This window comes from Bacillus sp. C1 (genome assembly GCF_054570475.1).
Window position 1 is genome coordinate 546,359 of the sequence record NZ_JBTMZT010000002.1, and the last position, 23,888, is coordinate 570,246.

The window sequence follows — 23,888 nt, forward strand, 5'->3', positions numbered from 1 at the left end:
TTGTGGCAAAGAAGTATAAAAAGCGAAAAGAAGTTGAGCCGTTACTATATACTAGTCAGTTAGATTTAACGAATACCCCTCGTCAAATGCAACAAGTTGTCATTGTGAAACCTTTTAATTCTGAAAACAAGAGGCAAGTAGAACAAAAAGAGAATGATAAAAATGTAGAGTTGTTGAATGAAGAAAAAGTGGAAGAGGTAATGGAACAGGAAGAAAAAGTGGAAGTAGAAGAACAGGAAAAGCAGGAGAAGCAGGAAGATCAGAAAGAACAAAAAAAGCGGAAAAAGCAGAAAGAGCAGAAAAAGCAGAAGGAGCAGAAAGAGCAGAAAGAGCAGAAAGAGCAGAAAGAGCAGAAAGAGCAGAAAGAGCAGAAAGAGCAGAAAGAGCAGAAAGAGCAGAAAGAGCAGAAGGAGCAGAAAGAGCAGAAAGAGCAGAAGGAGCAGAAAGAGCAGAAAGAGCAGAAAGAGCGGAAAGAGCAGAAAGAGCAGAAAGAGCAGAAGGAGCGGAAAGAGCAGAAGGAGCAGAAGGAGCAGAAGGAGCAGAAAGAAGAGGAAGAAGAGGAAGAGCAGGAAGAACAGGAGGAACAGGAAGAGCAGGAAGAAGAGGAAGAGCAGGAAGAGCAGGAAGAGCAGGAAGAGCAGGAAGAGCAGGAAGAACAGGAGGAACAGGAAGAACAGGAGGAAGAGGAAGAAGAGGAAGAAGAGGAAGAACAGAAAGAAGGAGAAGAGCAGAAAGAGAAAAAACAGGAGAAACAAAAAGACCAGACAGGACGAATTCGTAATAAATGGAACGCCAAGTCGTTTCATAAGATGAATAATGAGGAAAAAATATATTTTTTGTTACATCGACCTCATTACATCCCAAAAGTTAAATGCATAATTAAAACGGAAACAAATTCTTATATTGGGACGATTACGTCTTATCAAAATGATTCATTGTTGTTTGCACTAACGAATAGTTTTGGAACCGTTAAACTGGAGCTAAAAAATATTGTGTCTATTCATATGCTCGGTTTATAAAATGAAAAAGGTGGTAGATTATAATCTACCACCTAATAGTTTTTGAGTTTACAAGTTATTAATTAGAAACAAATACATCGCGTAAGCATTGGATTGCGCAGAAGCAATCTAAATCAACCGTAATACAAGAACTTGTAGAACGTAATTCTGCTTGTGGAATAGCTAGAAACGTACAAACTGGATCTTGATCTGGCGGAAGAGGACTTCCTCCAGAGAATACTTCTAACACACGTAATACAGCACAGGAATTTTCAACACTTTCTACGCGGAAAATGGAAGAACGGCAAAATGTTGTGCTAGTGCCAGTAAAAAATGCTGAAAAAGGATCCCCGTTTTTTGTGAATAAAACAAATGGACGTGTATTTGCTACTTTTGCACCATGATGTGCACCAAGAAATGGGACTTCACATCCTGTTGGGCATGAGCCTGTCGCGCAGTCTTGTAGCTCATTAATGAAATTTACAACATCGCTTACACAGTTCGAAACACCGTGATGTTTTTTTTCATCGCAACTCATTAGTGTCACTCCTTATTATTAAGTTTTTCTTTACATTAATAAGATATTGAAAAGTCATTGAATCGGTTACTCTCTTAGACTTGTTTTTTTCAAATGGGCTGTTGATAAGGAAATACCAAGGGGGATTGAGGGAAATGTTATTTACAAGTTGGCTTGTCTTCTTTATTTTCGCATTAGCTACTTTTCGTCTAACTCGCCTTATTGTGTACGATAAAATTACGTCATTTATACGAGCTCCTTTTATTGAGGAATTAGAGATTACTGAACCAGATGGGACTGTTTCTACATATACGAAAGTGAGAGGGAAGGGACTACAGAAATGGATTGGTGAATTGTTAAGTTGCTATTGGTGTACGGGAATATGGATGAGTATCATCTTACTAGCTGGGCATCGCTTTGTTCCAATTGTTGTTGAACCAATCTTACTTATATTAGCAGTTGCTGGTATAGCTGCAATTATTGAAACGATAGTAGGGCGCATGATTGAATAATAAAAACAATGGAACAGAATAAATAGGTTGTTCATATAGTAAAGTGAGTATATTTTGTATTCTAGGGGAGATGTTTGCAATGGAACAGTATCCACCACACTATGCATATAGCTTAGAACAATGGCATTATTTACAAAATCAATATCAACAGCAATCAAACAACAATCAAGAACAACAACAGCAGCAACAGCAACAATTACAACAACAAGGATATGTGAAGAAAAAAAACTGTAACTGCGGAGGGAAGAAAATAAACCGTGGAAAAGCGTATTAAAAGCTGACATAAGAGTCAGCTTTTAATTTTATTTATTGGATTGTTTGATAAAGATAAAAATCGTGAAATATCTAATTTTTTTCCTCTGAAAAATGTAGGGGAGGAAATGTAAAGCTCTTCTTTCGCGCGAGTGATCGCAACGTAAATAAGCCTTCTTTCTTCTTCTAATGCTCCGGAAGTATCGGTTATGCGATCATTTGCATCTTTTAAAGAAGAAGAATGAGGGAGTATACCATCGCTTGCTCCAAGTAAAAAGACACATGGAAATTCTAGTCCTTTCGCATTATGAATCGACATGAGGGATACTGCGTCTTTCCCTGGCATTGTTTTTAATACTTCCATTTCTTTTTGGCTCTGAATAGCGGTGCTTATAAAGTCTAAATAAGCAGGAATATTCGTAAAGCGAGTAGCAGATTCCATCAATTCTTCGAGCATTTCTTCTTGTATGTCTTTATGCATTGTAAAGGAAGAACGTTCATTGCTTTGTAGGTATTCTAAATATTTCCCTTTTCCTTTAATAATTTCTTTTAACGCTTTTTTTGGTTCCAATTCCTTTATGAATTTAATGAAGTCAATCCGGTCATTTATTTTTTTGACCTGAAAGGGTTTTAAATTCGGATTGAGCAATAGAAAATGAAGAAGGGAAGGGAATCTTCCTTCACCGTATTTCCACTGTTCTCGTTCAATAAATGAGATGCATTCATCACGGCCAATATACATCGTTGGCAATATATTCGAGAGTGATTCGATCCGAAATGGTTCATACGCTAGGCGCAGATGATCTAAGACCGGTTTAATTAAAGAATGCTCATAGAACGATTGGCTCGCGCCATGTTTGACGAACGGAACTTTATGAATCGTCAGTTGATCGAGTAAAGAACGACTAACAGCATGGGTACGATACAGTAAGCAAAAGTCTTTATACGACCGTTCACCATTTGCGACTTTATCTTGAATGAGCTGTAAAATTTGATTCGCTTCATCAAGAGTAGTGGCAGGGCGGGCATAAAATGGTTGGATGCCTTCTTCATGAACGGAATATAATTCTTTTTGAAAGCGTTCTTCATTGCTTTTAATGACTTCGTTTCCAAGTCCAACGATAAAAGGATTAGAACGGTAATTTGTATTTAAAGTAATAATAGTCGTATCTTCAAATTCCTTTGGGAACGATAAGATAATTTGATGGCTTGCGCCACGCCAGCCGTAGATGGCTTGGTCATCGTCGCCTGCGATAAATAAATTATTTCGCGGCGAAGCTAACAGTTTTACAATTTCATATTGTGCATAAGACGTATCTTGAAATTCGTCGACTTCAATGTAATGGAATCTATTTTGCAATTGCGTTAATAAAGGTGCATTATTTTCAAGCATGTAGAAAGTTTCTAGTAAGATGTCATCAAAATCTATATATCCATATCTTTGTTTGACTTCTTCATATCGTTCATATACTTCACGAAATTCTTGCTCTACAGGTGTTTTTGCTTGTACATCTTTTGGACGATTTAATTTATTCTTTTCGAGTGAAATCATAGCGAGCATTGTTTCTGCGTCGTAATCATCTTTTAAACGCAATTCTTTTAAAATTTTCTTAATCATGATTTGCTTATGTTTTTCATTTGCTAAAATTTGTTGGTTATACCCTTGGCTGCGAAGTAATTTCAAAAAGATCGAATGGAATGTACCCGCAACGACATATTGGCTTGCAGCGCGATTCATTCCAGGCAAATTTGCCATTCGGCTTCGAATTTCTTCAGCAGCTTTTTGTGTAAATGTAAGGAGTAAAATGTTACGTGGATGAACATTTTTTACATGAATTAAATAACCAACGCGCGTTGTCAAAACAGAGGTTTTCCCGCTACCAGCCCCGGCTAATGTAAGAACAGGGCCTTCGGTCGTTCGCACTGCTTCTAATTGTTTTTCATTTAAGTAAACACCTTGCTGTTCTAGGGCACGAAAATAAGCTGCATCATGATCCTGCTCCACAATTAAATTGACAGAGGTTTTTGGAATATGGTGAGTTGCCCGAGGAACGCTAGCTTTTGTTAATAATTGTTGCGAAAATTTTTCTTGAGTCATACATTCACCTTCAAAACTATAGCATCAACTTTTAACTTTAGCGGAAGAATGGCAAAAAGGCAATGTTAAAAAAGAGATGAGAACATGTTTGTTTGTAGAGATGCTAGGAGAGTGCTATGTAGAATTTTGATAAATACAAATTGAAATGTGGAAGAGAGCATCCACTCATAGGTAGAGGCGTTCTTTATGCCATGTGAAAATGTTTATAGGACTGTGACTTATATGCCGAAATTTTACAATAGAAAAGCCTTGGCTCTATACTCTGATAGGCTAAGGCTTTTCTATTCGGTTTAAAATTCTTTTATCATCACAACATGTGGAATATCAGCTTCCATAAACACATCAGAAACAGTTTCATATCCAAGCATTTTATAGAAGACTTCCGCATGTGTTTGGGCATGAAGTTTCAATTTTGGTAAGGACTTTTCCTTTGCATATGCTTCGAGCGAATTCATAATGATTTTGCCAACACCTTTTTTACGATGAGAAGCGAGGACGCAAATACGTTCCATTTTCCCAATTTCATCAACGATACGTAATCGCCCCGCTCCAATAGGTACATCTTCATCATAAATGACAACATGTGTGGCTACTTCTTCAAATTGATCGTATTCTTCTTCAGCAGATACATGTTGTTCTTCAACAAATACTTGTTTACGTACAGAGAATGCATCTCGTAGTTGTTCATCTGTTTGTACGATTTGTGCTTGCAAATTAATTGTTCTCCTTTCCAAGATGGAATGTTTCATATACTGTCCACGTTTCATTTTCTAATTGATATAGAAGGTGGAAACGATCGATTGGTTGCTCATAGTAAAAGTCTTTCATACGTAATCGCCCTAGTACATCAGCATGCTCTGCATCTGATAAACTTTGACCAATTGTTACATGTGGTACAAATGCGTACTCGCGTTCTTGCGTAAAAAATCCTTTATGCATTTCTTCATTCAAAAATGTGAGTTCAGGTGTTTTTTCTACTTTAAAATAAATAACATTATTAACGGGTGCGAACGAGTTCACCTTTCCAACGTGAAGGGTGAAGGGATTTGTTTTGCTTGCGATTGTATGTAATTCACTAACAATCGCTTCTAATTGCTCATCTGGCGTTTCAAAGGGTGTCTTTAATGTAATATGTGGTGGAACCAGTGCATAATGCGGATCATAACGTTTACGTAATCCGTTTGCTTTATCTTGAATCATTTTTGATGGAAAAATTACAATGCCTAATTTCATCTTTATATTCCTCCCTTTGTAAGTCTAGTTAGATTTTGAGAAAACAAATCTCTCTCTTTATTATATCAAATAATTCTGAATACTGCTTGCTATTATTTCATTGATAGAATGTAAGAAAATGCTTTTGGTAAATCATTTTGCCAATATTTCCATGTATGGTTTCCTTCAAACTCTTCGTAATGTGTGATGAAGTTTCTTTCTGTAAGTAATGCGTGGAGCTTACGGTTGGGCTCTACAAAATCAGAAACTTGTCCATCCGTTCTTTTTACAGCGGTCTCTTCTGTCCCAATGACATGATATATTTCTAATGTTTGTGTGTCTTTAAAATCTGTTGCAAGAGTCATCACCGTTTCATCAACAAATGGAGACTGCATAACGACTTTTCCGAATGTATGCGGATACATCATTGCTGTCATAAAAGATACGGTACCTCCAAGAGAATCGCCAATTAACACGCGCCCTTTGCCCATTTGATAGGTTGGATAATTTTCATCAATGTATGGCACAAGTTCATGAGCAAGAAAACGAATGTATGCGGCATTTTTCACATCGTTTGGAAAGTATTTTTCTTTCCGATCGTGAACATTTTTATATGGAACACCGACAATAATGGTACGGTCAATTTCTTCATTTTCACGAAGACGTTCAATTACGCGGTGGGCTTTACCAAGCTGAAAATAATCTCTTCCGTCTTGTGCAATAACAACGGTATGTTTGTGCAGTGGTGTGTAATTTGCTGGTAAATAGATGAGAAGTGTCATCTCTTCTTGAAGCGATGTGCTGTAAAATGAAAGTTCTTCTATTCTCCCGATTGCTTGAGTCATGTGTAATCCCCCTAAATAAAAATATGCTGTTGTTGCTTTATGAGGGTAGCACAGATAGTGGAAAGGTAAGTGTATATGTACTGTGCGTCTCATTTTATATTTTACCATAATGATATGAAGAATCTAAAAAATTAGTATTTATATGTGGAAGAAAAATGTTCTTTTTTTATGAGTGAGAGAATCCGCTGGCGCATAGAAGCGGTCAAATCCTATTTTCGCCCCGTGCTGTGTGAAAATAAAAGGAGGAAATGAGAGGAGGTCCTCTTGTTGTTTCATAGCTGTTATTTATATGTTGAAAGATTAGATTTAGTATATATATAATAAAGTGGGGATTTTTACAGGGAGAGGGGGAAAACAACTTTGAAACAAGAAAAAGCAATTGCACTGCCGCTAGCTATTTCGATTATAGCTATTTCATTTGCGGCTGTTTTCGTAAAGATGTCTTCGGCACCATCGTCGATTTTAAGCATGTATCGATTATGGATTATTGTACTCTTTATGCTTCCAATTGTTTGGAAAAAACGTGAGGAATTTCGTCGCATTCAAAAGCGAGATTGGTGGTTTTTAATAGGATCAGGGTTCTTTTTAGCACTTCATTTTCTGTTATGGTTTGCGTCTTTAAAGTATACAACTGTAGCAAGTTCAACGATTATTTTAGCACTTCAACCAATTGTATCGTTAGTTGGCGGTTTTTTTCTATTTAAAGAAAGAACAACTTATTCAGCGATTGCTACAATGGGGATTGCAATATTAGGTGTCATGTGTATTGGATGGGGAGATCTAGGCTTAAGCAAGCAGGCGATAATTGGAGATATCTTATCCTTTTTAAGTGTAATTGCAGTAGTTGGTTATTTATTTATTGGGCAAACAACTGTAAAAAAAGTTTCGCACTGGATTTATAGCTTTACCGTATTTGCATTTGCGGGGATATTTATTGCTATATATAACGTCGTCATGCATGTGCCATTCACAGGATATTCTACATGGGACTGGTGGATTTTTATTTTGCTAGCGATTGTACCAACGGCCTCACATATGATTAATAATTGGCTATTAAATTATGTGAATGCGACAACGATTTCAATGAGTATTTTAGGAGAGCCTGTTGGGGCATCGATACTTGCATTTTTCTTGCTTGGTGAGAAGCTGAATGTAATGCAGATTATCGGAAGCATTCTCGTATTGTTAGGTGTATTCATTTTCTTGGTGCAACAACAAAAACGCAGGCAGAAAGAGCCAGTACAAAGTGCAGCATTTACGCAAGAGCTGTAGTGTATTTATAGATAGTTAGAAAGCTGTTTGGAAAAATACCAACAGCTTTTTTTAGTTTGAAAAGTCTTTTAATATAGATTGGTATATAATGGATATAGGGGTGGTTGTATATGTATTTTCCATCGAAAAAAGATGCGTGGTTATATCCAATTTATTTGGCAGTGATTGCTGCTTGTTTTGCTCCTTTTTTGGTAGGTAAGGATTATTTTATTCTATTCTTCACGATTCCTTTTGCAATACTGCTCATTTGGAGCTGGTTTACAACGGGATATAAGGTAGAGAATGAACAAATTATTATTACATATGGACCGGTGAAAAAAAGAATTTCAATTAAAGAGATAAGAAAAATTACAAAAACAAACAATCCGTTAGCTGCCCCGGCATTGTCTTTTGATAGACTGGAAATCTTATATGGTTCACAATTTGAAACAGCTCTTGTTTCGCCGAAAGATAAGCAGCAATTTGTTTCTTTGTTAAAAAGCATCCATCCGCAAATGGAAGTAGAAAATGTATAATGAGTGATAAGGGTGGTCTCAAGGGACCGCTCTTCAGAGTATTGGGAAACAGGAGTTAGAGGACCTCCTGTTTTTTTGTCGTTTTTTGTTGGTTAGTCGAAATCCTTTGTCGAATCGCTGATATATTCAAATTTGCGCCGATATATGATGAGAAACGATCGATATATTTGAAAAATCGTTGAACCAATCGGGCATTTACGAGCAGCCCGACTCCCACCTATCTTCCTTGCATTTCTCTGAATCTTGAGGTGGGAATCTTACTGCCCGTTAATGCGGGGTAAAATTTCATTTACTACTTTATATGAACCAACCTCATCAGATTACCATGTTTCTTTTGATCATTTCGTAGCATTTCCCTTTCTCCGCTCTTATTTTTATTTCTCAAGGTAAAGTGGAAACTGTGGAATACGAAGTGAATATTACTAGGAATTATATGAAAAACCGAATAATGAAAATGAAAATTTCATAAATAGTAAAAGGAATCATATTTATGTTCAGAAGGGAGAGGAGAAAGGAAATGGAGCTAATTAGATGGGCTGTGGAACTAGGTAATTCCGTGCATGGTAATACCCCTCATGAATTATTTCCTGTACTCGAATATTATTATGATCGAGATCATTTGAAGGCCTTTTTGATTACAGGTCTTCTTCTTGAGACGGAGCTCTCTCCGGACCAAAGAGAGGCTGTTGAACTGAAGCGATGTGTATCAGCGTTCTATGCGGGCTTATATGAGGTTGGGAAAAAGTATGCTGATAAGTTGTTAGCTGAACGTCCAGAGGCAGCTCTTTACCAAAGTAATGTGAGAGCATTTGAAGCGCAGCTAAATCGAACATATGATTATTGTCTTTATATATGGCCATATACGTATGGGAATTTTATCGATGTCGCTAGAGCTTTAAAGTGGAAATTAGAACAGCAAGGGAAAACGGTAGTTATATCAGAAAAGCCATTAAGCAATGCGAAGGATACAGTCATTTTTGGCGCACATTCATATGCTCATATTCCCGCTGAAATTCCAGAAGATGCAATTATTTATAATTTGGAGCAGCTATATGATGGCAGTCCTTATGACAATGTTGTTTATCATAATATATTAAGAAATAGGGTTGTGTGGGATTATAGTTCTCAAAATATTGAGTGGTTAAACCAGAAAGGTTTGGGAAAAGAATTAACGCGTGTCAAAATGAATTACGCTCCAACTTTAAAGATTAAAACAGATGCTTTTAGCACACCTGTTTCTGAAGATATTGACGTATTATTTATTGGTTTTATGAATGAACGTCGGCAAGCGATTTTGGATCAGTTACGACAACTAGCACCCGATTTAAATGTTGAATTCAAAAGTAATGTATGGGGAGTTGTCAGAAATGAGCTTATAGCGAGAGCAAAAATCGTTTTAAACATTCATTATTATTTAACTGGTATTCTTGAAGCACCGAGAATTTCTCATGCTGTCGCAAATCATAAGTTCATTATTTCTGAATCTAGTAATCCTAACGATGAAGCAGAGTGGCCAGGAATCGTTTTTGTTCCTCATGAGAAGATTGCTGAAACAATTGTAGAGTATCTTCAAAAGCCAGAAGAACGGGAAATGTTAGCAAAGCAGGCACATGATTATTTTCAATCACAAGGTGAAATAAATCCTTTGTTTGATTAAACAAAGGGTTTATTTCGGGTTTGTTAGAAACGGATGAACATGAACAATACATAAATCCCGAAATCGCCCTTCGTTCGTTGTGACAATAATAATAGCGCGCCCCGGACTTTTTCCTGTGATGATTATTTTGTCTTTGTTTGAAATCATTACTGCGATGCTAGGATTCATATTTGTCCATATAAGCTCTTGATTTGTTGCTTGAACTGGGAGAACGAAAGCGGATAATTCAGCGCTTTGTCCGACTTTTATTTTTAATTTATTTTTTTTCATATGTACACCAATTACAGATAAACCAGAAGGAGTGAGTGAAATTTGAGGTGTTGATTGTATATTTGGACAAGAAGTATTTGTTATATGTGACAGTTTGTTTGAATTGTGGCGCTTGAGTGATGCTGTCATTGTAGAATCTCCTTTCTGTATAAACGTTGATACCATTACTATAACGAAGTAGTGTTATGGTAAATTTAACGAAACATAAAGAAATTGTTAATTTCAGGGAGAATGTTGTCGAAGAGTGGGTAAAAGAAAGGAACTCCTGCTTTGATGACACAAGCGGAAGTTCCTTATTTAAAAATATTATGCAGTTTTCTCAAACTCCTCAAACTGCTTTTCAACTTCTTTTGAAGTTTTTGTTAATAAACTAATGATAATAATTGCAAGTAAGCTTGCAGCAAATCCTGGGATCATTTCGTATAAAAAGTCTTTTAAAAACTTAAATTGTGTCCACGTAATAACAGTTACAGCCCCAGCAATCATTCCAGCTAGCGCGCCCCATTTTGTCATACGTTTCCAGTATAAGCTTAGTAAAACAACCGGACCAAATGAAGAACCGAAGCCCGCCCAAGCGTAGCCAACAAGCGCTAAGATCGTGTCGTTTTGTTTAAATGCTAACCCGCACCCAATAAGTGCAATAACAAGAACGGCCATACGCCCAACAAATACAAGCTCTTTATCAGATGCAGAACGTTTAAAGAATGTTCGATATATGTCTTCCGTTACTGCACTTGATGTAACAAGAAGCTGAGAAGAGATTGTACTCATAATCGCCGCTAAAATCGCTGCTAATAAAAATCCAGTAATTAATGGATGGAATAAAATGTTACCTAGTTCAACGAAAATTGTCTCTGGGTCAGAGAGCTTTAATCCGGCTTTTGAATAGTAAGCGATACCGATAAGACCGGTAAACATAGCTCCTGCTACAGAAAAAATCATCCAGCCCATACCAATTCGGCGTGCGCTTTTAATGTCTTTTACAGATGAGATAGCCATAAAGCGCACGATAATATGAGGTTGTCCAGCATAACCAAGCCCCCAGGCGAATAATGAAATAATACCTAATACGGATGTTCCTTTAAAAATATCCAATAGGGCTGGGTCAATAGATTTAATTGTATCAAATGCTGGTCCAAGGCCGTTTACATGCATAATTGTTACGATTGGAACAAGCACAAGAGCAATTACCATGATGATTCCTTGCACGAAGTCTGTCCAGCTTACAGCTAAGAAACCGCCGAATAATGTGTAAGCTACAACAACACCTCCAACAATAAGTAATCCAACATGATAATTTAGTCCAAATGAATTTTCGAATAATACAGCACCTGAGACGAATCCTGAAGCTACATAAAATGTGAAAAAGGTCATAATAACAAGTCCAGAAACAAGGCGTAGCATATGAGATGCATCATGGAAACGATGCTCTAAAAATTCTGGGATAGTAATAGAATTGTTTGCAATTTCTGAGTAGGTACGTAAGCGAGGAGCGACATAGATCCAGTTTGCGTATGCGCCAAGTGTTAGGCCAATCGCAATCCAGCTACTACTTAATCCAACGCTAAACATTGCACCGGGTAATCCCATTAACAGCCAGCCACTCATATCGGCTGCTCCGGCACTTAATGCTGTTACTGCGGGGCCTAGTGTACGCCCGCCAAGCATATAATCTGTTAAGTTGGATGTTTGTTTATAGGCAAAATAGCCAATGACTAACATCCCGAGCATGTAAATAGAGATAGAAGTTAAAATTAACATCTGCGTACTCATGTAGTTCCCCTTCCTTTTGTAATGTCTTTTGATGAACTTTGCACCTTTATAATCTATCATGATTATTTCAGAAAATCCATATATAAATACGAATTTTCTGAAATGTAAGCGTTTTTTGACGTGATTTTATTTTTAGAATATATAATCTTCTGGCAAAAAACCTTAATTTAAATAGAGTATTTATTATATTTACATAGAAATAGGTCATTTTGTCAATATAATATTGAATGAAGAGATAAATATTTTTTTTTTGAAAAAGTATTGACTTATAGAAAAGTTAAGACATATAATGATTTCAACTTAAAAAATGCAAGCGTTGATGAAGAAGAGTACGTATTATGAACATGTCAGAGAGCTGATGGTTGGTGCGAATCAGTATGGAATTAATACGGAATGGCCTTCGGAGCTTCCAAACCGAACCGAAAGAAGTAGGCTTTGGCGACATGATCTCATCGATACAAGAGACCCGTATTAACTTTTGATACGGCAAAGTGCGTTACATTTGTAACGAATTAAGGTGGCACCACGGGAGTACCCGTCCTTTCTATAGGATGAGTACTCCCTTTTTGTGTATAAATGTTTGTTGAACTATCTATATAAAAATGAATAAGTAAAATCGCTTAAGTAAGAAGAGTACGCATATTGGAGACGTTTCAGAGAGCCGGGGATAGGTGGGAGCCCGGTGCGGTGCCATATGCGGAATGGGCTTACGAGAGGTATGCTGAACCGAAAGAAGTAGGCAACCCGGGTTCCGCCGTTACAAGGATAAGGTATATATTTGTACCTGAATAAAGAGGGGTGCTTTTGCATCCAAACGAGGTGGTACCGCGGTAAATTTATCGTCCTCTGCATATTCCGATATGCAGAGGACTTTTTTATTTTTCAGAGTGAGGTGAAAGTCGTGATAACAGAAGAACAATTTATGATAGAGAAGAGACAGGGAAAAACATTTTTAGTAATTGATGAAGAAGAAGGAGATAGTGTGACGCCGATTGTTTTGTATCTGAGGATGAAAGGTGAGAAAAAATTTTTATTTGAAAGCTCACAACTTCATCAAGATAAAGGACGTTATTCTTATTTAGGATGTAATCCATACGGAGAAATAAAAAGTAGTGGTGAAAAAGTAGAAATTACGATAGATGGGAAAGAGGAGCAAGTAGAAGGAAATGTATTACAAATATTAAAAAAGACGCTTGCGCCAACGGACATTGAAAGCCCATTTCCATTTTGCGGAGGAGCAGTTGGATATATTGGTTACGATGTCATTCGGCAATATGAGGATATTGGTGAAGAGTTGTTTGATCCGGTAAATCTTCCAGAAGTTCATGTATTACTGTACCGAGAGTTTATTGTATATGATCATTTACGTCAAAAATTATCGTTTGTATATGTATGTAGAGAAGATGATACGAACTCGTTTGAAGAAGTGTATGAGAGACTGCAAGTATATAAGGGGCATGTGTTACATGGAGAAGAGAAACTAGTAACAGAAATACAATCTTCTTTATCTTTTACTTCTTCTGTAACAGAAGAGAAGTTTTGCGAAATGGTAGCGAAGGCAAAAGAATACATTCGGGCGGGGGATATTTTTCAAGTTGTGTTATCGCAGCGATTGCAAAGTGAATTTCGAGGTGATTCATTTGTGCTATACCGTAAACTTCGCATAGCAAATCCATCACCGTATATGTTTTACATTGATTTTCAAGATTATGTCGTACTTGGTTCTTCACCAGAAAGTTTACTGTCTGTGCGAGGGGATAAGGTGATGACAAATCCGATTGCAGGAACAAGACCACGCGGAAAAACAAAGCGTGAGGATGAAGCGATAGAAAAAGAGTTGTTAGCAAGTGAAAAAGAGCGTGCAGAACATATGATGCTTGTAGATTTAGGGAGAAATGATATCGGACGGGTGAGCGAAGTTGGTTCTGTTGAACTAGATAAGTATATGAAAGTTGAAAAATACTCACATGTTATGCATATTGTATCTGAAGTTAACGGAATATTGAGACAAAATACAGACTGTTTTGAGGCGTTAGCGTATTGTTTGCCAGCAGGCACTGTATCCGGAGCTCCGAAAATTAGAGCGATGGAAATTATAAATAGATTAGAAGCGGAAAAAAGAAACGTATATGCAGGAGCAGTAGGTTATATAGCGTTTTCTGGAAACCTCGATATGGCGCTTGCAATTCGTACAATGGTTGTAAAAGACGAGAAAGCATATGTGCAGGCGGGAGCCGGAATTGTTTATGATTCAGATCCAAGCGCTGAATATGAGGAGACATTAAATAAGGCGAAAGCGCTTTTGGAGGTAATGAAATGATTGTACTCATTGATAACTATGATTCGTTCACTTATAACTTGTATCAATTGTTAGGAGCATATGGAGAAGAGATTGTTGTATTGCGAAATGATAAAGTGACGATTCAAGAACTCGAAGAAATGAAACCAAAAGCAATTATTCTTTCGCCAGGACCGGGAAAACCAGAGGATGCAGGGATTTGCACTGAGGTAATTCGGCATTTCTATAAACAAATTCCGATCCTTGGTATTTGTCTTGGACATCAAGCGATTGTTTCAGCATTTGGCGGAGAAATTGTAGGAGCAAAACAGATTAAACACGGAAAAACGTCACAGATAAAACATAATGGCACATCGATATTTTCATATGCCAGGCAGCCATTTACTGCAATGCGTTATCATTCACTCGTCGCAGCAGTGCACTCGATCCCAAAGTGTTTTGAAGTATTAGCAACAGCGATGGATGATGGGGAAGTTATGGCAGTTTGTCACAATTATTATCCACTTTTCGGATTGCAGTTTCATCCAGAATCAATTGCGACAGAAGAGGGCGGGAAATTAATACGTGCATTTTTATCCAATGCGAAAGAAGGGAACATGATATGAATCATTATCTTCGTAAATTAGTAGATGGACAAAATTTAACAGAACAAGAGATGTATAAAGCAGGGCTTGTATTGTTACATGAAGATACATTAGAAAGTGAGATAGCAGCATTTTTAGTATTACTAAAAGCAAAGAAAGAAACAGCAGATGAAATATATGGCCTTGTTCGTGCTCTTCGGGAAAAGGCACAGCCATTTTCAAGTAATATAAAAGGAGCGATGGATAATTGCGGAACGGGCGGGGATGGTGCACAAACATTCAACATTAGTACAACGTCAGCTTTCGTACTTGCCGGAGCTGGAGTAAAGGTGGCGAAACATGGGAATCGCGCTGTTTCTAGTAAAACAGGGAGTGCCGATTTATTAGAAGAACTCGGTGTAAAGCTTACGTGTACACCAAAAGAGATTGATTATTTATTAGAGAAAGTAGGAATTGCCTTTTTATTCGCACCAGCAATGCACCCAGCCATGAAGCGCATTATGAAAATAAGAAAAGAGTTAAACGTACCAACAATTTTTAATTTGATTGGGCCACTTACGAATCCGATTGAGTTAGAAACGCAGTTTGTTGGTATATACAAACGAGATATGCTGCGCCCAGTAGCAGAAGTATTGCGAAAGCTTGGTAGAAAACAAGCGCTCGTTGTAAACGGAAGTGGATTTTTAGATGAGGCATCTCTGCAAGGAGAAAATCATGTTGTGATTGTAAAAGATAACAAAATTATCGAAGAAAATATTAAACCAGAAGAATATGGATTTTCTCGCGCGAGCAATGAAGAAATTAGAGGCGGGAATGCAAAAGAAAATGCGCGTATTACACTAGGGGTGCTAGCGGGAGAAAAGAGTGTATACCGCGATACGGTCTTACTAAATGCGGGGCTTGCTCTTTTTTCCAGTGGAAAAGTGGAGACGATTGCAGAAGGGGTTGAGTTAGCGGCGCATAGTATTGACTCTGGAAAGGCACTAACAAAATTGAATGGGCTCATTCATGCAAGTCATAACAAATTGGAGAAGGTGAACTAAAATGAAAACTATTTTAGACAAGATTGTTAAAGAGAAAAAGAAAGAAGTAGACGTGTTGCGTGAAACATATAAGCCAGTGAAACAAAAACGGAAGGTACACTCTCTTGTAGAAACACTGCAAAATTTCACCGTCATTGCTGAGATGAAGCGAGCCTCTCCGTCTAAAGGCGATATCAATTTACATGTAGATGTCGCAAAACAAGTAAAGACGTATGAAGAGTGCGGCGCAGGAGCGGTTTCTGTTTTAACGGATGGTCAATTTTTTAAAGGATCCTTTCACGATTTAGAAACAGCTAGAGCACATAGTAATATTCCGCTCCTATGTAAAGAGTTTATTATCGATACGATTCAAATTGACCGGGCGTATGAGGCAGGTGCCGACCTTATTTTACTCATTGTTGCAGCTTTATCTAAGCAAAAATTACAAGAGCTATTTGCATACGTAAAGGAACTTGGTCTAGAAGCGATTGTGGAAGTTCATAATGAAGCTGAATTAGAAATAGCGCTGGAGTTAAGGCCGCATGTCATCGGAATAAATAACCGTAATTTGAAAACATTTGAAGTGAACATTCGTACAACTGAAAAGCTAGGAAAACGATTAAACGAAGAAAATATGCTTTGGATTAGTGAAAGTGGAATTCAAACGAAAGAAGATATTATACGCGTGCGAGAGGCTGGTGCAAAAGGAATTCTCGTTGGGGAAGCGCTTATGACTGCACCTTCTGCACAGGACTTCTTTCAATTATTGAAGGTGACGACATGAAAGTAAAGATTTGTGGAATTACTGATGTAGAAACAGCAAAGAAAGCGTGCGAATATGGAGCAGATGCAATTGGATTTGTATTTGCGAAAAGTAAACGGGAAATTACACCTGAAAAAGCAAAACAGATCATTACAGAATTACCAGCTGACGTTATGAAAATTGGTGTTTTTGTAAATGAATCAGTAGAGACAATCCAAGAAATTGCCCGGTATTGTCGTTTAACACACGTCCAACTACATGGGGATGAGAATAACCAGTCGATCAAAAGATTGAATATTCCGTCTATAAAGGCGGTTGGTGTCAATTCGATTGCAGATATAAAACGGTCAATAGACTATGAAGCTCAGTTTATTTTATTTGATAGTCCGAAAGAACAGTTTCATGGCGGCAATGGTAAAACATTTTCGTGGAAGTTACTTAAGCATTTGCAGGCAGAAATACGAGAAAAGAGCATTTTAGCCGGCGGATTACATCTTGGAAATATTACAGAAGCGATTAGAGTGGTGAAGCCTTACATGGTAGATGTGAGCAGCGGTATAGAAACAGATGGTAAGAAAGATAGCGAGAAAATGAAACAATTTATTAGAAAAGTGAAGGAGTGTTCTAGATGAAGTATGCATATCCAGATGAAACAGGTCACTACGGTATATACGGGGGACGTTTCGTTCCCGAAACGCTCATGCAGTCCGTTTTAGAATTAGAAGAATCGTATAAAGAAGCGATGCAAGATGAAGCCTTTCAGAAGGAATTAGAGCATTATTTACAAACATACGTTGGAAGGGAAACACCACTTTATTTTGCAGAGAACCTGACAAAGTATTGCGGGGGAGCAAAGATTTATTTAAAGCGTGAAGATTTAAATCATACAGGAGCTCATAAAATTAACAATACAATTGGGCAAGCGCTTCTTGCAGTTAGGATGGGTAAGAAGAAGGTTGTCGCTGAAACAGGAGCTGGACAACACGGAGTTGCAACAGCGACCGTCTGTGCTTTACTCGGTTTAGAGTGCGTCATTTTTATGGGAGAAGAGGATATAAAACGTCAAAAGTTAAACGTTTTTCGTATGGAGTTGTTAGGAGCGAAAGTAGAAAGTGTTGCAGCAGGGAGTGGAACGTTAAAAGATGCGGTAAACGAAGCGCTTCGCTACTGGGTTGCACATGTACATGATACACATTACGTGATGGGATCGGTTCTTGGACCGCATCCATTCCCGCAAATGGTACGTGATTTTCAGAGTGTAATTGGGAAAGAAACGAAGAAGCAATATGAAGCGCTAGAAGGAAAATTGCCAGAAGCTGTTGTCGCTTGCATCGGCGGCGGAAGTAATGCAATGGGTATGTTTTATCCGTTTGTACACGATGAAGAAGTTGCTCTTTACGGCGTAGAAGCAGCGGGAAAAGGGGTTCATACAAAGGAGCATGCCGCAACATTAACGAAAGGAAGTGTAGGCGTCTTACATGGTTCTATGATGTATCTCCTTCAAAATGAAGAGGGACAAATTCAAGAAGCACATTCTATTTCAGCAGGACTAGACTATCCAGGCGTTGGGCCAGAACATAGCTTGCTAAAAGATATTGGCCGCGTTTCTTACAACTCCATTACAGATGAAGAAGCACTGCATGCTTTTCAATTACTAACGAAAAAAGAAGGAATTATCCCGGCATTAGAAAGCTCGCATGCTGTAGCATATGCACTGAAACTCGCTCCTACAATAAAGCAAGGTGAAGGACTTATCATTTGCTTATCGGGCCGCGGTGATAAAGATGTTGAAAGTATAAAACGTTATATGGAAGAGGTGTAACAAATGGGTGTAGAAAGAATTACGGCGGCATTTCGAAATGGAAAAAAAGCATTTATCCCTTATGTAATGGGCGGAGACGGAGGACTTGAGAAGTTAAAAGAACAAATTTGTTTTTTCGATAGAGCAGGAGCAAGCGTAATTGAAATTGGCATTCCTTTTTCAGATCCAGTTGCCGACGGTCCTACCATTCAAAGAGCCGGCAAACGAGCGTTAGACAATGGAACGACGCTTGAAGGCATTTTTGAAGCATTAGCGGAAGTAAGGAAAGAAGTGAATATCCCATTTGTGCTTATGACCTATTTAAATCCGGTTTTAGCATTTGGAAAAGAACGATTTATAGGAAGATGCCTTGAATCTGGTATTGATGGAATCATCGTTCCAGATTTGCCATATGAAGAACAAGAGATTATGGCGCCACTTCTTCGTGATGCGAATATCGCTCTCATTCCGCTCGTTACAATAACGAGTCCGGTTGAGCGAATTGAGAAAATTACGAGCGAGGCACAAGGATTTGTTTATGCAGTAACAGTAGCGGGGGTTACAGGAGTTAGACAGGGGTTTAGACAAGAGCTTCATAGCTATTTAGAAAAGGTGAAAGAGCATGTTCATCTTCCGGTCGTTGCGGGATTTGGTATCGCAACAAGCGAGCATATAGAAGAGATGATTTCAGCGTGTGATGGCGTTGTTGTTGGTAGTAAAGTAATTGAATTATTAGAGGCGGAAGCACATGAGGAAATTTGTGGGCTGATTGCTGCGGTGAAATAAGAAATTATGGGGATAAGCTAATAGTCAATGAAATTTTATCAGCGATTTTTCAAATATATCGACCGTTTCTCATAATATATCAACGCAAATTGAAATATATCAGCGATTCGACAAAGGATATCGACTAGCAGACAAATAACGACAAGAAGAGGTTCTCTGTAAAGGAACCTCTTCTTGCTGAAAAGCTGTTTACTTATAAATCTCGTATATGTTTCCGAATATCGGCTGTTATGCTAGTTGGATTATCCATTTCAAAAAAGACATATTTGTATTTTTCATGACCTTCTAGTTCGATCATAATAAGAGGTACTCGGTTTTCATAAGAGAGAAAATACCATTCATCGGCGTATTTAAAGCTCCCTTCAAAAATGTTAAGTGCTGAAATTGAAGTTCCTGGCATCCGGAGCATCCACTGCGGGGCATCAAAATAGTCAACATATACACTTTTAATTGTATGATAAGGGATTTTTAATTGTAATTTTAAAGCAAAGAATCCTGTGATGCCATTTAATTTTAGCGTCATACTATCATGATCAAAATGTACTTCTCTTCCCATATGTAAACCTCCTAACTTGTATGAAATGGAATGATAATATGTGAATTATATCATTTTTATAATGACAACGATGGGGGATGACGAGGATTTTATAAACGCCAAATTAGAATATAAAGACTTTGAATATAAGAAGAACAGACTTCCCATTGAATCGTTTCTATATCTATTAAATTAGGAGAATTAGAATGGATAAGCTTAGTTTAATCAATGGTGCGAAACTTATAATATCATTTAACTAAAAATCTTTCTTTTTTCAATTAACCTAACGGGTTCTCACCAAAACGCTTCCAAAGTTGTGGGAAACGTTCTGCTAACCCTTCTTCATCATCTTCTTCCCAATCAAATTCGATTTCTTGCTTAAGTGGTTCATATCCTTTTTCATCGAGTAATAATGAAAATTTTTCCCATATTTTCTCATTCCAATCTGTATCCCCTGTTTCTTTTAGGGTAAAAGCTTCAAGTCCGGTACTTAACATTTCTTCAAATTCTGGAATTATTTCTTCCTCTTCATAATAAGTAGGAATTAAGGTTGCTAGATGCTCAGGATCTTTTAAAGCGGCTTCAAATACCTCTTGTCCACATGCGATGAGCCAGCCTCTGAAGTAATCAAATGAATCATCGGAGCATCCACCTAAAATAATGTAAGCGGCTGCCCATAGAGAAGAAGTATAAGATTCAGATAATGCTGTTTGGAAATGAATTTCATAGTCTGTAATTTCGCTTGTGGACTTTGCAGCTAATTGTTCAATGAACCAATCTCTCGTTTCGTTTTGTTGATTCATTTCGGAAATCAATTGCCAAAATTGTTTTTTGTTCATTGTTAGCACTCCTTTTGAAATGGTGTTTTATAGTAGTGTAGCATATTTTTGGTAATTAACGTCATAAAGGATAATAAAAAAACTGTTGCAAAACGAATTGAAATTCTTGTTATCTGTTATACAATAGATACAATTGTATTTTATAAGAAATGAGATGATGATATGGATGTATTGTTAGCCCTTCTTCCGATTATGATGATTTTTATTTGTTTATTTATATGTAAGCAAACATCGTTAAAAGCATCGCTAATTTCCTATGTTGTATGCGGTGGAATCGTTTTACTAACACCGATGTTTCGCTTGCAAATCGGTGAAGTGGTTCATGCGACGATTAAGGGTGGACTCATTTGTTTTATTGTTGGTTATGTTTTGTTTTTTGGTATTTTTTTATTTCACTTGATGAACAAAATGGGATACATTAATCAAGTTGCACGGTTTATGGAACAGGTTACACACGATCGATTGCTACAAATGCTCCTGATGTGTTTTGGAATTTGTCCTCTTATTGAATCGGTAAGTGGATTTGGAATCGGTTTTATGGTGGCTGCTCCTATTTTTCTCTCACTTGGTTATAAACCATTTCAAGCAGTTCTATTATCCTTTATCGGTTTATTGGCGAGTTCATGGGGAGCGATGGCAACCGGTACAATTATTGGCTCACAGCTTATTAATATGCCATTAGTAAACTTTGGTTCTAGCACGGCGTTATTAAGCGTCCCAATCTTTGCATACTTTATTATTCTCTCCTTATATGTAGTTGGTGGTTGGCGAGCGGTGAAACAAAAATGGAAAGAAGCATTTGGCTTTTTTCTTTTATTTTCTGTATCAATCTATTTTTCTAATGCGTATGTGAGTGTAGAATTAGCTGGAATTTTAAGTTCTATTGTAACAATTACATTTGGCTTTCTTATCATTAAAATAACGGCGAAGCAAGGAAAGGGATTGTTATCAGAACATGCTGCCACTGTAGAGAGAGAAGTTTCTATTATAAAAATTATAAGTCCTTATTTATTTTTAACTGTTTGTATCTTGCTTTCTCGTTTAATTTCGCCGTTACATACTATGTTACAATCGTATGCTGTTCTTGATCTACCATCTTATTCATATAAACTAGAACTATTGTACTCACCTGGATTTTGGCTTGGTATTACTTGTTTATTTACAATTATTTTCTTCCGAATTCCGTCTGCCATCATAAAACAATCTTTGTCGCAAACGATAAAACAATGGATACCATTTGCGATTACAACGACAATGTTTATTGCCATTTCAGAATTAATGGGAAGTGCGGGTATGCACACATTATTAGCGGAAGCAGCAGGAAATACATTTGGAACGTTATTTGTCTTTGTAGCACCTTTCATTGGCGGAATTGGTGGTTTTTTAACGGGAAGTAACGCAGGGTCAAATGCGATGTTTATAAAACTACAAATGCAAACAGCGCAAAACGTAGGGCTTCCGTGGCAATACGTGACAACTCTTCAAAATACAGCCTCATCTGTAGCGACGATCGCTTGTCCATCACGGATTACACTGGGCGCTTATTTATGTAATATTCCATTTCGTGAAAACGAACTATTGAAAAAGACAACGCTTATGATTTTAGGAGCAGTGTTGCTTGTAGTAGTGGAAGTTGCTGGGTGGTATATATTACACTAACAAAGAAAAATCCTCTGCTTTTAGGAGGATTTTTCTTTATTAGTGGATAATTTATAAAAGAACAAGTGTTTCTATTTCATGAAGAGGAGATGATTCCATGCCTTTAAAAAACTATGGCGTCTTAAAAGGTACAGCAATACAATCTATGATTGGAAAAGGGAAAACACCTCATTATCAAGTTCATTTGCAAGGTGAATCAGGAGTAGACTATCGTATTGCAATTAATGTGAAATCACAGAGCTATCCATCAGAAGTACTGTATTATGCAAGTGAAAATATGAAATCGGAAGCGATTACGATTTTACCGACATTACCATTTGGATTTACAGAAATTAAAAATAATGAACCGAAAATTGCTTTAGATTATGTAAGAGGAAATCTATTTGATTCAAAGCAGATGATTCCTCTACCACCTGAAAAGTCAGGAGAGAATAATGATTTAAATGAAAAAATAGAACATTATATAAAACGAGCAATAGAAGAAAAGGCAATTATTTATGCATTTGGAGAACGATGGGGTCCGGAATACAATGTGCCTGATCGATATTTTCACTTTAAACCTGGTAATGGGATACATGATATTCATATGAATCAAGGGAATGTGGAGAAGTGGCAGGGAGATGATGGGACATGGCAAGATGGTGGCCTACTCATTCATTTTGAGAAAAAGCAGCAATGGATTGGGATTTTCCTTGCGTTTCAGTCGCAGTCTTGGTGTACAGACGAAGAGGGGCATGCTCGTGTTCCAGTGGAACAGTGTAATTATAAAGGGGAAGATTAATGAAAGCAGCTAGTTCATCTCGAACTAGCTGTTTTCATTTTGTAGAAAATAAAGCTGATACATACAGCGATACATGAAAATAGTATAGCGATACTAGAGAAAGTAAGTACATACATATTATATTTCACCATATTTCCGATTAGAACATTACTATCATAATGAAACAGCCTTGCTACTATATTGAAGAGGAATAAAAAGATAAATATAGTAATGATACCGTCTACCGAACCTTCTATATCTGGTTTACTTAAGGCAATGTGTGCAGAGATGCAAATTGCGATAAAAAGAAAAATCCAAAAGGAAGGTGTAGATAAGTTACTAATCGTAAAAAGACTTTTTAATATGAGAAGTGATGATAACAAAATATTTTGCACCATATCAATATTAATAGAAGCAGTTTGAGTATTTGTTTCGAGAGCATGTATAAATACTGAATACGATTGCGGTACGAAATAATACATCAAAAATAGTAAAGTAGCCATTCCAGAAAAAATAGGAGCAATCCCAATGAAAAAGTTTCCGATCCTTTGATAGATGCTTCTTTGATTATATTGATGTCTTACATAACCTAAATAACCATCGGTTGTATGAGTTGGGAACAATTGAACCCCAGTGATTTGATGGCGGAACAAAATGCACATAACAGCATGGCCAAGTTCATGAATAGGTACGCCAATCCAAGCTGATAAAAGGAAACCTTTTCTACCAAAAGCTCTCATCCAGTATGTGCGGGTAAGGGATTCTAAGTACCCTAATATAAAACCAATCACAATCATAATACCGATTAAAGAGAATAATTGTATTAAACTTGTTATGAATATATGAAAAAGAGAGTATGCTAGCTCCATCGGTTTCGTCCAATCTATTATTTTTTACATATTGTATATGAATACTCCCC

General features: G+C 37.2%; 25 protein-coding genes and 2 other annotated features. Of the genes, 15 read left to right on the forward strand and 10 right to left on the reverse strand.

What is annotated here, in order from left to right:
• The first annotated feature begins 2 nt into the window (after window positions 1-2).
• Window positions 3-1,019 (forward strand): CotO family spore coat protein, encoded by a 1,017-nt coding sequence (locus ACX5JI_RS09230; RefSeq protein ID WP_459500777.1) that lies wholly within the window; start codon window positions 3-5, stop codon window positions 1,017-1,019.
• A gap of 58 nt (window positions 1,020-1,077) precedes the next feature.
• Here the strand turns inward: ACX5JI_RS09230 and ACX5JI_RS09235 are convergent, their stop codons facing one another.
• Complete coding sequence (locus ACX5JI_RS09235) at window positions 1,078-1,536, reverse strand: CotY/CotZ family spore coat protein (RefSeq protein WP_459500778.1); 459 nt, start codon at window positions 1,534-1,536, stop codon at window positions 1,078-1,080.
• 134 nt (window positions 1,537-1,670) lie between these two features.
• Between ACX5JI_RS09235 and ACX5JI_RS09240 the strand changes: the two genes are divergently transcribed.
• Both ACX5JI_RS09240 and ACX5JI_RS09245 read left to right on the forward strand, forming a co-directional pair.
• Window positions 1,671-2,027, forward strand: a complete 357-nt coding sequence (locus tag ACX5JI_RS09240; protein WP_459500779.1) for a DUF1360 domain-containing protein — start codon at window positions 1,671-1,673, stop codon at window positions 2,025-2,027.
• Between the two features lie 70 nt (window positions 2,028-2,097).
• Window positions 2,098-2,301 (forward strand): cytochrome C oxidase subunit III, encoded by a 204-nt coding sequence (locus ACX5JI_RS09245; protein WP_459500780.1) that lies wholly within the window; start codon window positions 2,098-2,100, stop codon window positions 2,299-2,301.
• A 15-nt stretch (window positions 2,302-2,316) separates the two neighbouring features.
• Here the strand turns inward: ACX5JI_RS09245 and ACX5JI_RS09250 are convergent, their stop codons facing one another.
• The 4 genes from ACX5JI_RS09250 to ACX5JI_RS09265 all read right to left on the reverse strand — a co-directional run bounded on the left by ACX5JI_RS09250 (window position 2,317) and on the right by ACX5JI_RS09265 (window position 6,434).
• Entirely contained in the window at window positions 2,317-4,377 is a 2,061-nt protein-coding gene (locus tag ACX5JI_RS09250) for an ATP-dependent helicase (RefSeq protein WP_459500781.1), read from the reverse strand.
• Between the two features lie 290 nt (window positions 4,378-4,667).
• Window positions 4,668-5,090 carry a GNAT family N-acetyltransferase gene (locus ACX5JI_RS09255; RefSeq protein WP_459500782.1) on the reverse strand — a complete coding sequence of 141 codons (423 nt, stop codon included), beginning with the start codon at window positions 5,088-5,090 and terminating at the stop codon, window positions 4,668-4,670.
• 1 nt (window position 5,091) lies between these two features.
• Window positions 5,092-5,610, reverse strand: a complete 519-nt coding sequence (locus tag ACX5JI_RS09260) for a YjcG family protein (protein WP_459500783.1) — start codon at window positions 5,608-5,610, stop codon at window positions 5,092-5,094.
• Window positions 5,611-5,702: 92 nt separating this feature from the next.
• Complete coding sequence (locus ACX5JI_RS09265; protein ID WP_459500784.1) at window positions 5,703-6,434, reverse strand: alpha/beta hydrolase; 732 nt, start codon at window positions 6,432-6,434, stop codon at window positions 5,703-5,705.
• Between the two features lie 360 nt (window positions 6,435-6,794).
• On the opposite strand from ACX5JI_RS09265, the gene ACX5JI_RS09270 reads away from it, so the two are divergent.
• The 3 genes from ACX5JI_RS09270 to ACX5JI_RS09280 all read left to right on the forward strand — a co-directional run bounded on the left by ACX5JI_RS09270 (window position 6,795) and on the right by ACX5JI_RS09280 (window position 9,878).
• Window positions 6,795-7,706 (forward strand): DMT family transporter, encoded by a 912-nt coding sequence (locus tag ACX5JI_RS09270; RefSeq protein WP_459500785.1) that lies wholly within the window; start codon window positions 6,795-6,797, stop codon window positions 7,704-7,706.
• 110 nt (window positions 7,707-7,816) lie between these two features.
• Window positions 7,817-8,221, forward strand: coding sequence for a PH domain-containing protein (locus ACX5JI_RS09275; RefSeq protein ID WP_459500786.1), 405 nt, complete (start codon window positions 7,817-7,819; stop codon window positions 8,219-8,221).
• A 517-nt stretch (window positions 8,222-8,738) separates the two neighbouring features.
• The gene (locus ACX5JI_RS09280) at window positions 8,739-9,878 is read left to right on the forward strand and encodes a glycosyltransferase (RefSeq protein ID WP_459500787.1); all 1,140 of its coding nucleotides are present in this window, start codon (window positions 8,739-8,741) and stop codon (window positions 9,876-9,878) included.
• A 9-nt stretch (window positions 9,879-9,887) separates the two neighbouring features.
• Here ACX5JI_RS09280 and ACX5JI_RS09285 read toward each other — a convergent pair whose 3' ends face one another.
• Together ACX5JI_RS09285 and putP are read right to left on the reverse strand one after the other, a co-directional pair.
• Window positions 9,888-10,277, reverse strand: a complete 390-nt coding sequence (locus ACX5JI_RS09285; protein ID WP_459500788.1) for an Ig-like domain-containing protein — start codon at window positions 10,275-10,277, stop codon at window positions 9,888-9,890.
• A 177-nt stretch (window positions 10,278-10,454) separates the two neighbouring features.
• Complete coding sequence (gene putP, locus ACX5JI_RS09290; RefSeq protein ID WP_459500789.1) at window positions 10,455-11,921, reverse strand: sodium/proline symporter PutP; 1,467 nt, start codon at window positions 11,919-11,921, stop codon at window positions 10,455-10,457.
• Between the two features lie 307 nt (window positions 11,922-12,228).
• Window positions 12,229-12,467, forward strand: a binding site (T-box leader).
• A gap of 64 nt (window positions 12,468-12,531) precedes the next feature.
• Window positions 12,532-12,771: a binding site (T-box leader), on the forward strand.
• 72 nt (window positions 12,772-12,843) lie between these two features.
• Between putP and trpE the strand changes: the two genes are divergently transcribed.
• Genes trpE through trpA form a run of 7 tightly spaced genes read left to right on the forward strand, consistent with a single transcriptional unit; the run spans window position 12,844 to window position 19,176 of the window.
• Window positions 12,844-14,241, forward strand: coding sequence for an anthranilate synthase component I (gene trpE / locus ACX5JI_RS09295; protein ID WP_459501063.1), 1,398 nt, complete (start codon window positions 12,844-12,846; stop codon window positions 14,239-14,241).
• Window positions 14,238-14,825: an anthranilate synthase component II gene (locus tag ACX5JI_RS09300; RefSeq protein ID WP_459500790.1), complete on the forward strand. Its 588-nt coding sequence runs from the start codon at window positions 14,238-14,240 to the stop codon at window positions 14,823-14,825. Before trpE ends, ACX5JI_RS09300 begins: the two co-directional genes overlap by 4 nt.
• A complete protein-coding gene (gene trpD / locus ACX5JI_RS09305; RefSeq protein ID WP_459500791.1) occupies window positions 14,822-15,847 on the forward strand; it encodes an anthranilate phosphoribosyltransferase in 1,026 nt (341 codons plus the stop codon). The genes ACX5JI_RS09300 and trpD overlap by 4 nt, the downstream gene beginning before the upstream one ends.
• A 1-nt stretch (window position 15,848) precedes the next feature.
• Window positions 15,849-16,610, forward strand: a complete 762-nt coding sequence (gene trpC, locus ACX5JI_RS09310; RefSeq protein ID WP_459500792.1) for an indole-3-glycerol phosphate synthase TrpC — start codon at window positions 15,849-15,851, stop codon at window positions 16,608-16,610.
• Window positions 16,607-17,221 carry a phosphoribosylanthranilate isomerase gene (locus ACX5JI_RS09315; RefSeq protein ID WP_459500793.1) on the forward strand — a complete coding sequence of 205 codons (615 nt, stop codon included), beginning with the start codon at window positions 16,607-16,609 and terminating at the stop codon, window positions 17,219-17,221. The genes trpC and ACX5JI_RS09315 overlap by 4 nt, the downstream gene beginning before the upstream one ends.
• Window positions 17,218-18,411: a tryptophan synthase subunit beta gene (trpB, locus tag ACX5JI_RS09320; protein ID WP_459500794.1), complete on the forward strand. Its 1,194-nt coding sequence runs from the start codon at window positions 17,218-17,220 to the stop codon at window positions 18,409-18,411. Before ACX5JI_RS09315 ends, trpB begins: the two co-directional genes overlap by 4 nt.
• A 3-nt stretch (window positions 18,412-18,414) precedes the next feature.
• Complete coding sequence (gene trpA / locus ACX5JI_RS09325; protein WP_459500795.1) at window positions 18,415-19,176, forward strand: tryptophan synthase subunit alpha; 762 nt, start codon at window positions 18,415-18,417, stop codon at window positions 19,174-19,176.
• Window positions 19,177-19,369: 193 nt separating this feature from the next.
• Here the strand turns inward: trpA and ACX5JI_RS09330 are convergent, their stop codons facing one another.
• Both ACX5JI_RS09330 and ACX5JI_RS09335 read right to left on the reverse strand, forming a co-directional pair.
• Window positions 19,370-19,732, reverse strand: a complete 363-nt coding sequence (locus ACX5JI_RS09330; RefSeq protein WP_459500796.1) for a hypothetical protein — start codon at window positions 19,730-19,732, stop codon at window positions 19,370-19,372.
• A 257-nt stretch (window positions 19,733-19,989) separates the two neighbouring features.
• On the reverse strand, window positions 19,990-20,550 hold the full coding sequence (locus ACX5JI_RS09335; protein WP_459500797.1) for a DUF4240 domain-containing protein: 561 nt from the start codon (window positions 20,548-20,550) through the stop codon (window positions 19,990-19,992).
• Window positions 20,551-20,712: 162 nt separating this feature from the next.
• Between ACX5JI_RS09335 and ACX5JI_RS09340 the strand changes: the two genes are divergently transcribed.
• Both ACX5JI_RS09340 and ACX5JI_RS09345 read left to right on the forward strand, forming a co-directional pair.
• Window positions 20,713-22,209, forward strand: coding sequence for an L-lactate permease (locus ACX5JI_RS09340; protein WP_459500798.1), 1,497 nt, complete (start codon window positions 20,713-20,715; stop codon window positions 22,207-22,209).
• Between the two features lie 97 nt (window positions 22,210-22,306).
• The gene (locus ACX5JI_RS09345) at window positions 22,307-22,990 is read left to right on the forward strand and encodes a DUF2278 family protein (protein ID WP_459500799.1); all 684 of its coding nucleotides are present in this window, start codon (window positions 22,307-22,309) and stop codon (window positions 22,988-22,990) included.
• Between the two features lie 14 nt (window positions 22,991-23,004).
• Here the strand turns inward: ACX5JI_RS09345 and ACX5JI_RS09350 are convergent, their stop codons facing one another.
• Window positions 23,005-23,838 carry a hypothetical protein gene (locus ACX5JI_RS09350; RefSeq protein ID WP_459500800.1) on the reverse strand — a complete coding sequence of 278 codons (834 nt, stop codon included), beginning with the start codon at window positions 23,836-23,838 and terminating at the stop codon, window positions 23,005-23,007.
• Between the last annotated feature and the right edge of the window lie 50 nt (window positions 23,839-23,888).

Coding starts and splice junctions, on each gene's coding strand:
- trpE (WP_459501063.1), top strand. CDS start 12,844: ATGATAGAGAAGAGACAGGGAAAAACATTTTTAGTAATTGATGAAGAA.
- ACX5JI_RS09265 (WP_459500784.1), bottom strand. CDS start 6,434: ATGACTCAAGCAATCGGGAGAATAGAAGAACTTTCATTTTACAGCACA.
- trpC (WP_459500792.1), top strand. CDS start 15,849: ATGAAAACTATTTTAGACAAGATTGTTAAAGAGAAAAAGAAAGAAGTA.
- ACX5JI_RS09330 (WP_459500796.1), bottom strand. CDS start 19,732: ATGGGAAGAGAAGTACATTTTGATCATGATAGTATGACGCTAAAATTA.
- ACX5JI_RS09235 (WP_459500778.1), bottom strand. CDS start 1,536: ATGAGTTGCGATGAAAAAAAACATCACGGTGTTTCGAACTGTGTAAGC.
- ACX5JI_RS09245 (WP_459500780.1), top strand. CDS start 2,098: ATGTTTGCAATGGAACAGTATCCACCACACTATGCATATAGCTTAGAA.
- ACX5JI_RS09275 (WP_459500786.1), top strand. CDS start 7,817: ATGTATTTTCCATCGAAAAAAGATGCGTGGTTATATCCAATTTATTTG.
- ACX5JI_RS09315 (WP_459500793.1), top strand. CDS start 16,607: ATGAAAGTAAAGATTTGTGGAATTACTGATGTAGAAACAGCAAAGAAA.
- trpA (WP_459500795.1), top strand. CDS start 18,415: ATGGGTGTAGAAAGAATTACGGCGGCATTTCGAAATGGAAAAAAAGCA.
- ACX5JI_RS09260 (WP_459500783.1), bottom strand. CDS start 5,610: ATGAAATTAGGCATTGTAATTTTTCCATCAAAAATGATTCAAGATAAA.
- ACX5JI_RS09250 (WP_459500781.1), bottom strand. CDS start 4,377: ATGACTCAAGAAAAATTTTCGCAACAATTATTAACAAAAGCTAGCGTT.
- ACX5JI_RS09280 (WP_459500787.1), top strand. CDS start 8,739: ATGGAGCTAATTAGATGGGCTGTGGAACTAGGTAATTCCGTGCATGGT.
- ACX5JI_RS09240 (WP_459500779.1), top strand. CDS start 1,671: ATGTTATTTACAAGTTGGCTTGTCTTCTTTATTTTCGCATTAGCTACT.
- trpD (WP_459500791.1), top strand. CDS start 14,822: ATGAATCATTATCTTCGTAAATTAGTAGATGGACAAAATTTAACAGAA.
- ACX5JI_RS09300 (WP_459500790.1), top strand. CDS start 14,238: ATGATTGTACTCATTGATAACTATGATTCGTTCACTTATAACTTGTAT.
- ACX5JI_RS09345 (WP_459500799.1), top strand. CDS start 22,307: ATGCCTTTAAAAAACTATGGCGTCTTAAAAGGTACAGCAATACAATCT.
- putP (WP_459500789.1), bottom strand. CDS start 11,921: ATGAGTACGCAGATGTTAATTTTAACTTCTATCTCTATTTACATGCTC.
- trpB (WP_459500794.1), top strand. CDS start 17,218: ATGAAGTATGCATATCCAGATGAAACAGGTCACTACGGTATATACGGG.
- ACX5JI_RS09340 (WP_459500798.1), top strand. CDS start 20,713: ATGGATGTATTGTTAGCCCTTCTTCCGATTATGATGATTTTTATTTGT.
- ACX5JI_RS09335 (WP_459500797.1), bottom strand. CDS start 20,550: ATGAACAAAAAACAATTTTGGCAATTGATTTCCGAAATGAATCAACAA.
- ACX5JI_RS09350 (WP_459500800.1), bottom strand. CDS start 23,838: ATGGAGCTAGCATACTCTCTTTTTCATATATTCATAACAAGTTTAATA.
- ACX5JI_RS09285 (WP_459500788.1), bottom strand. CDS start 10,277: ATGACAGCATCACTCAAGCGCCACAATTCAAACAAACTGTCACATATA.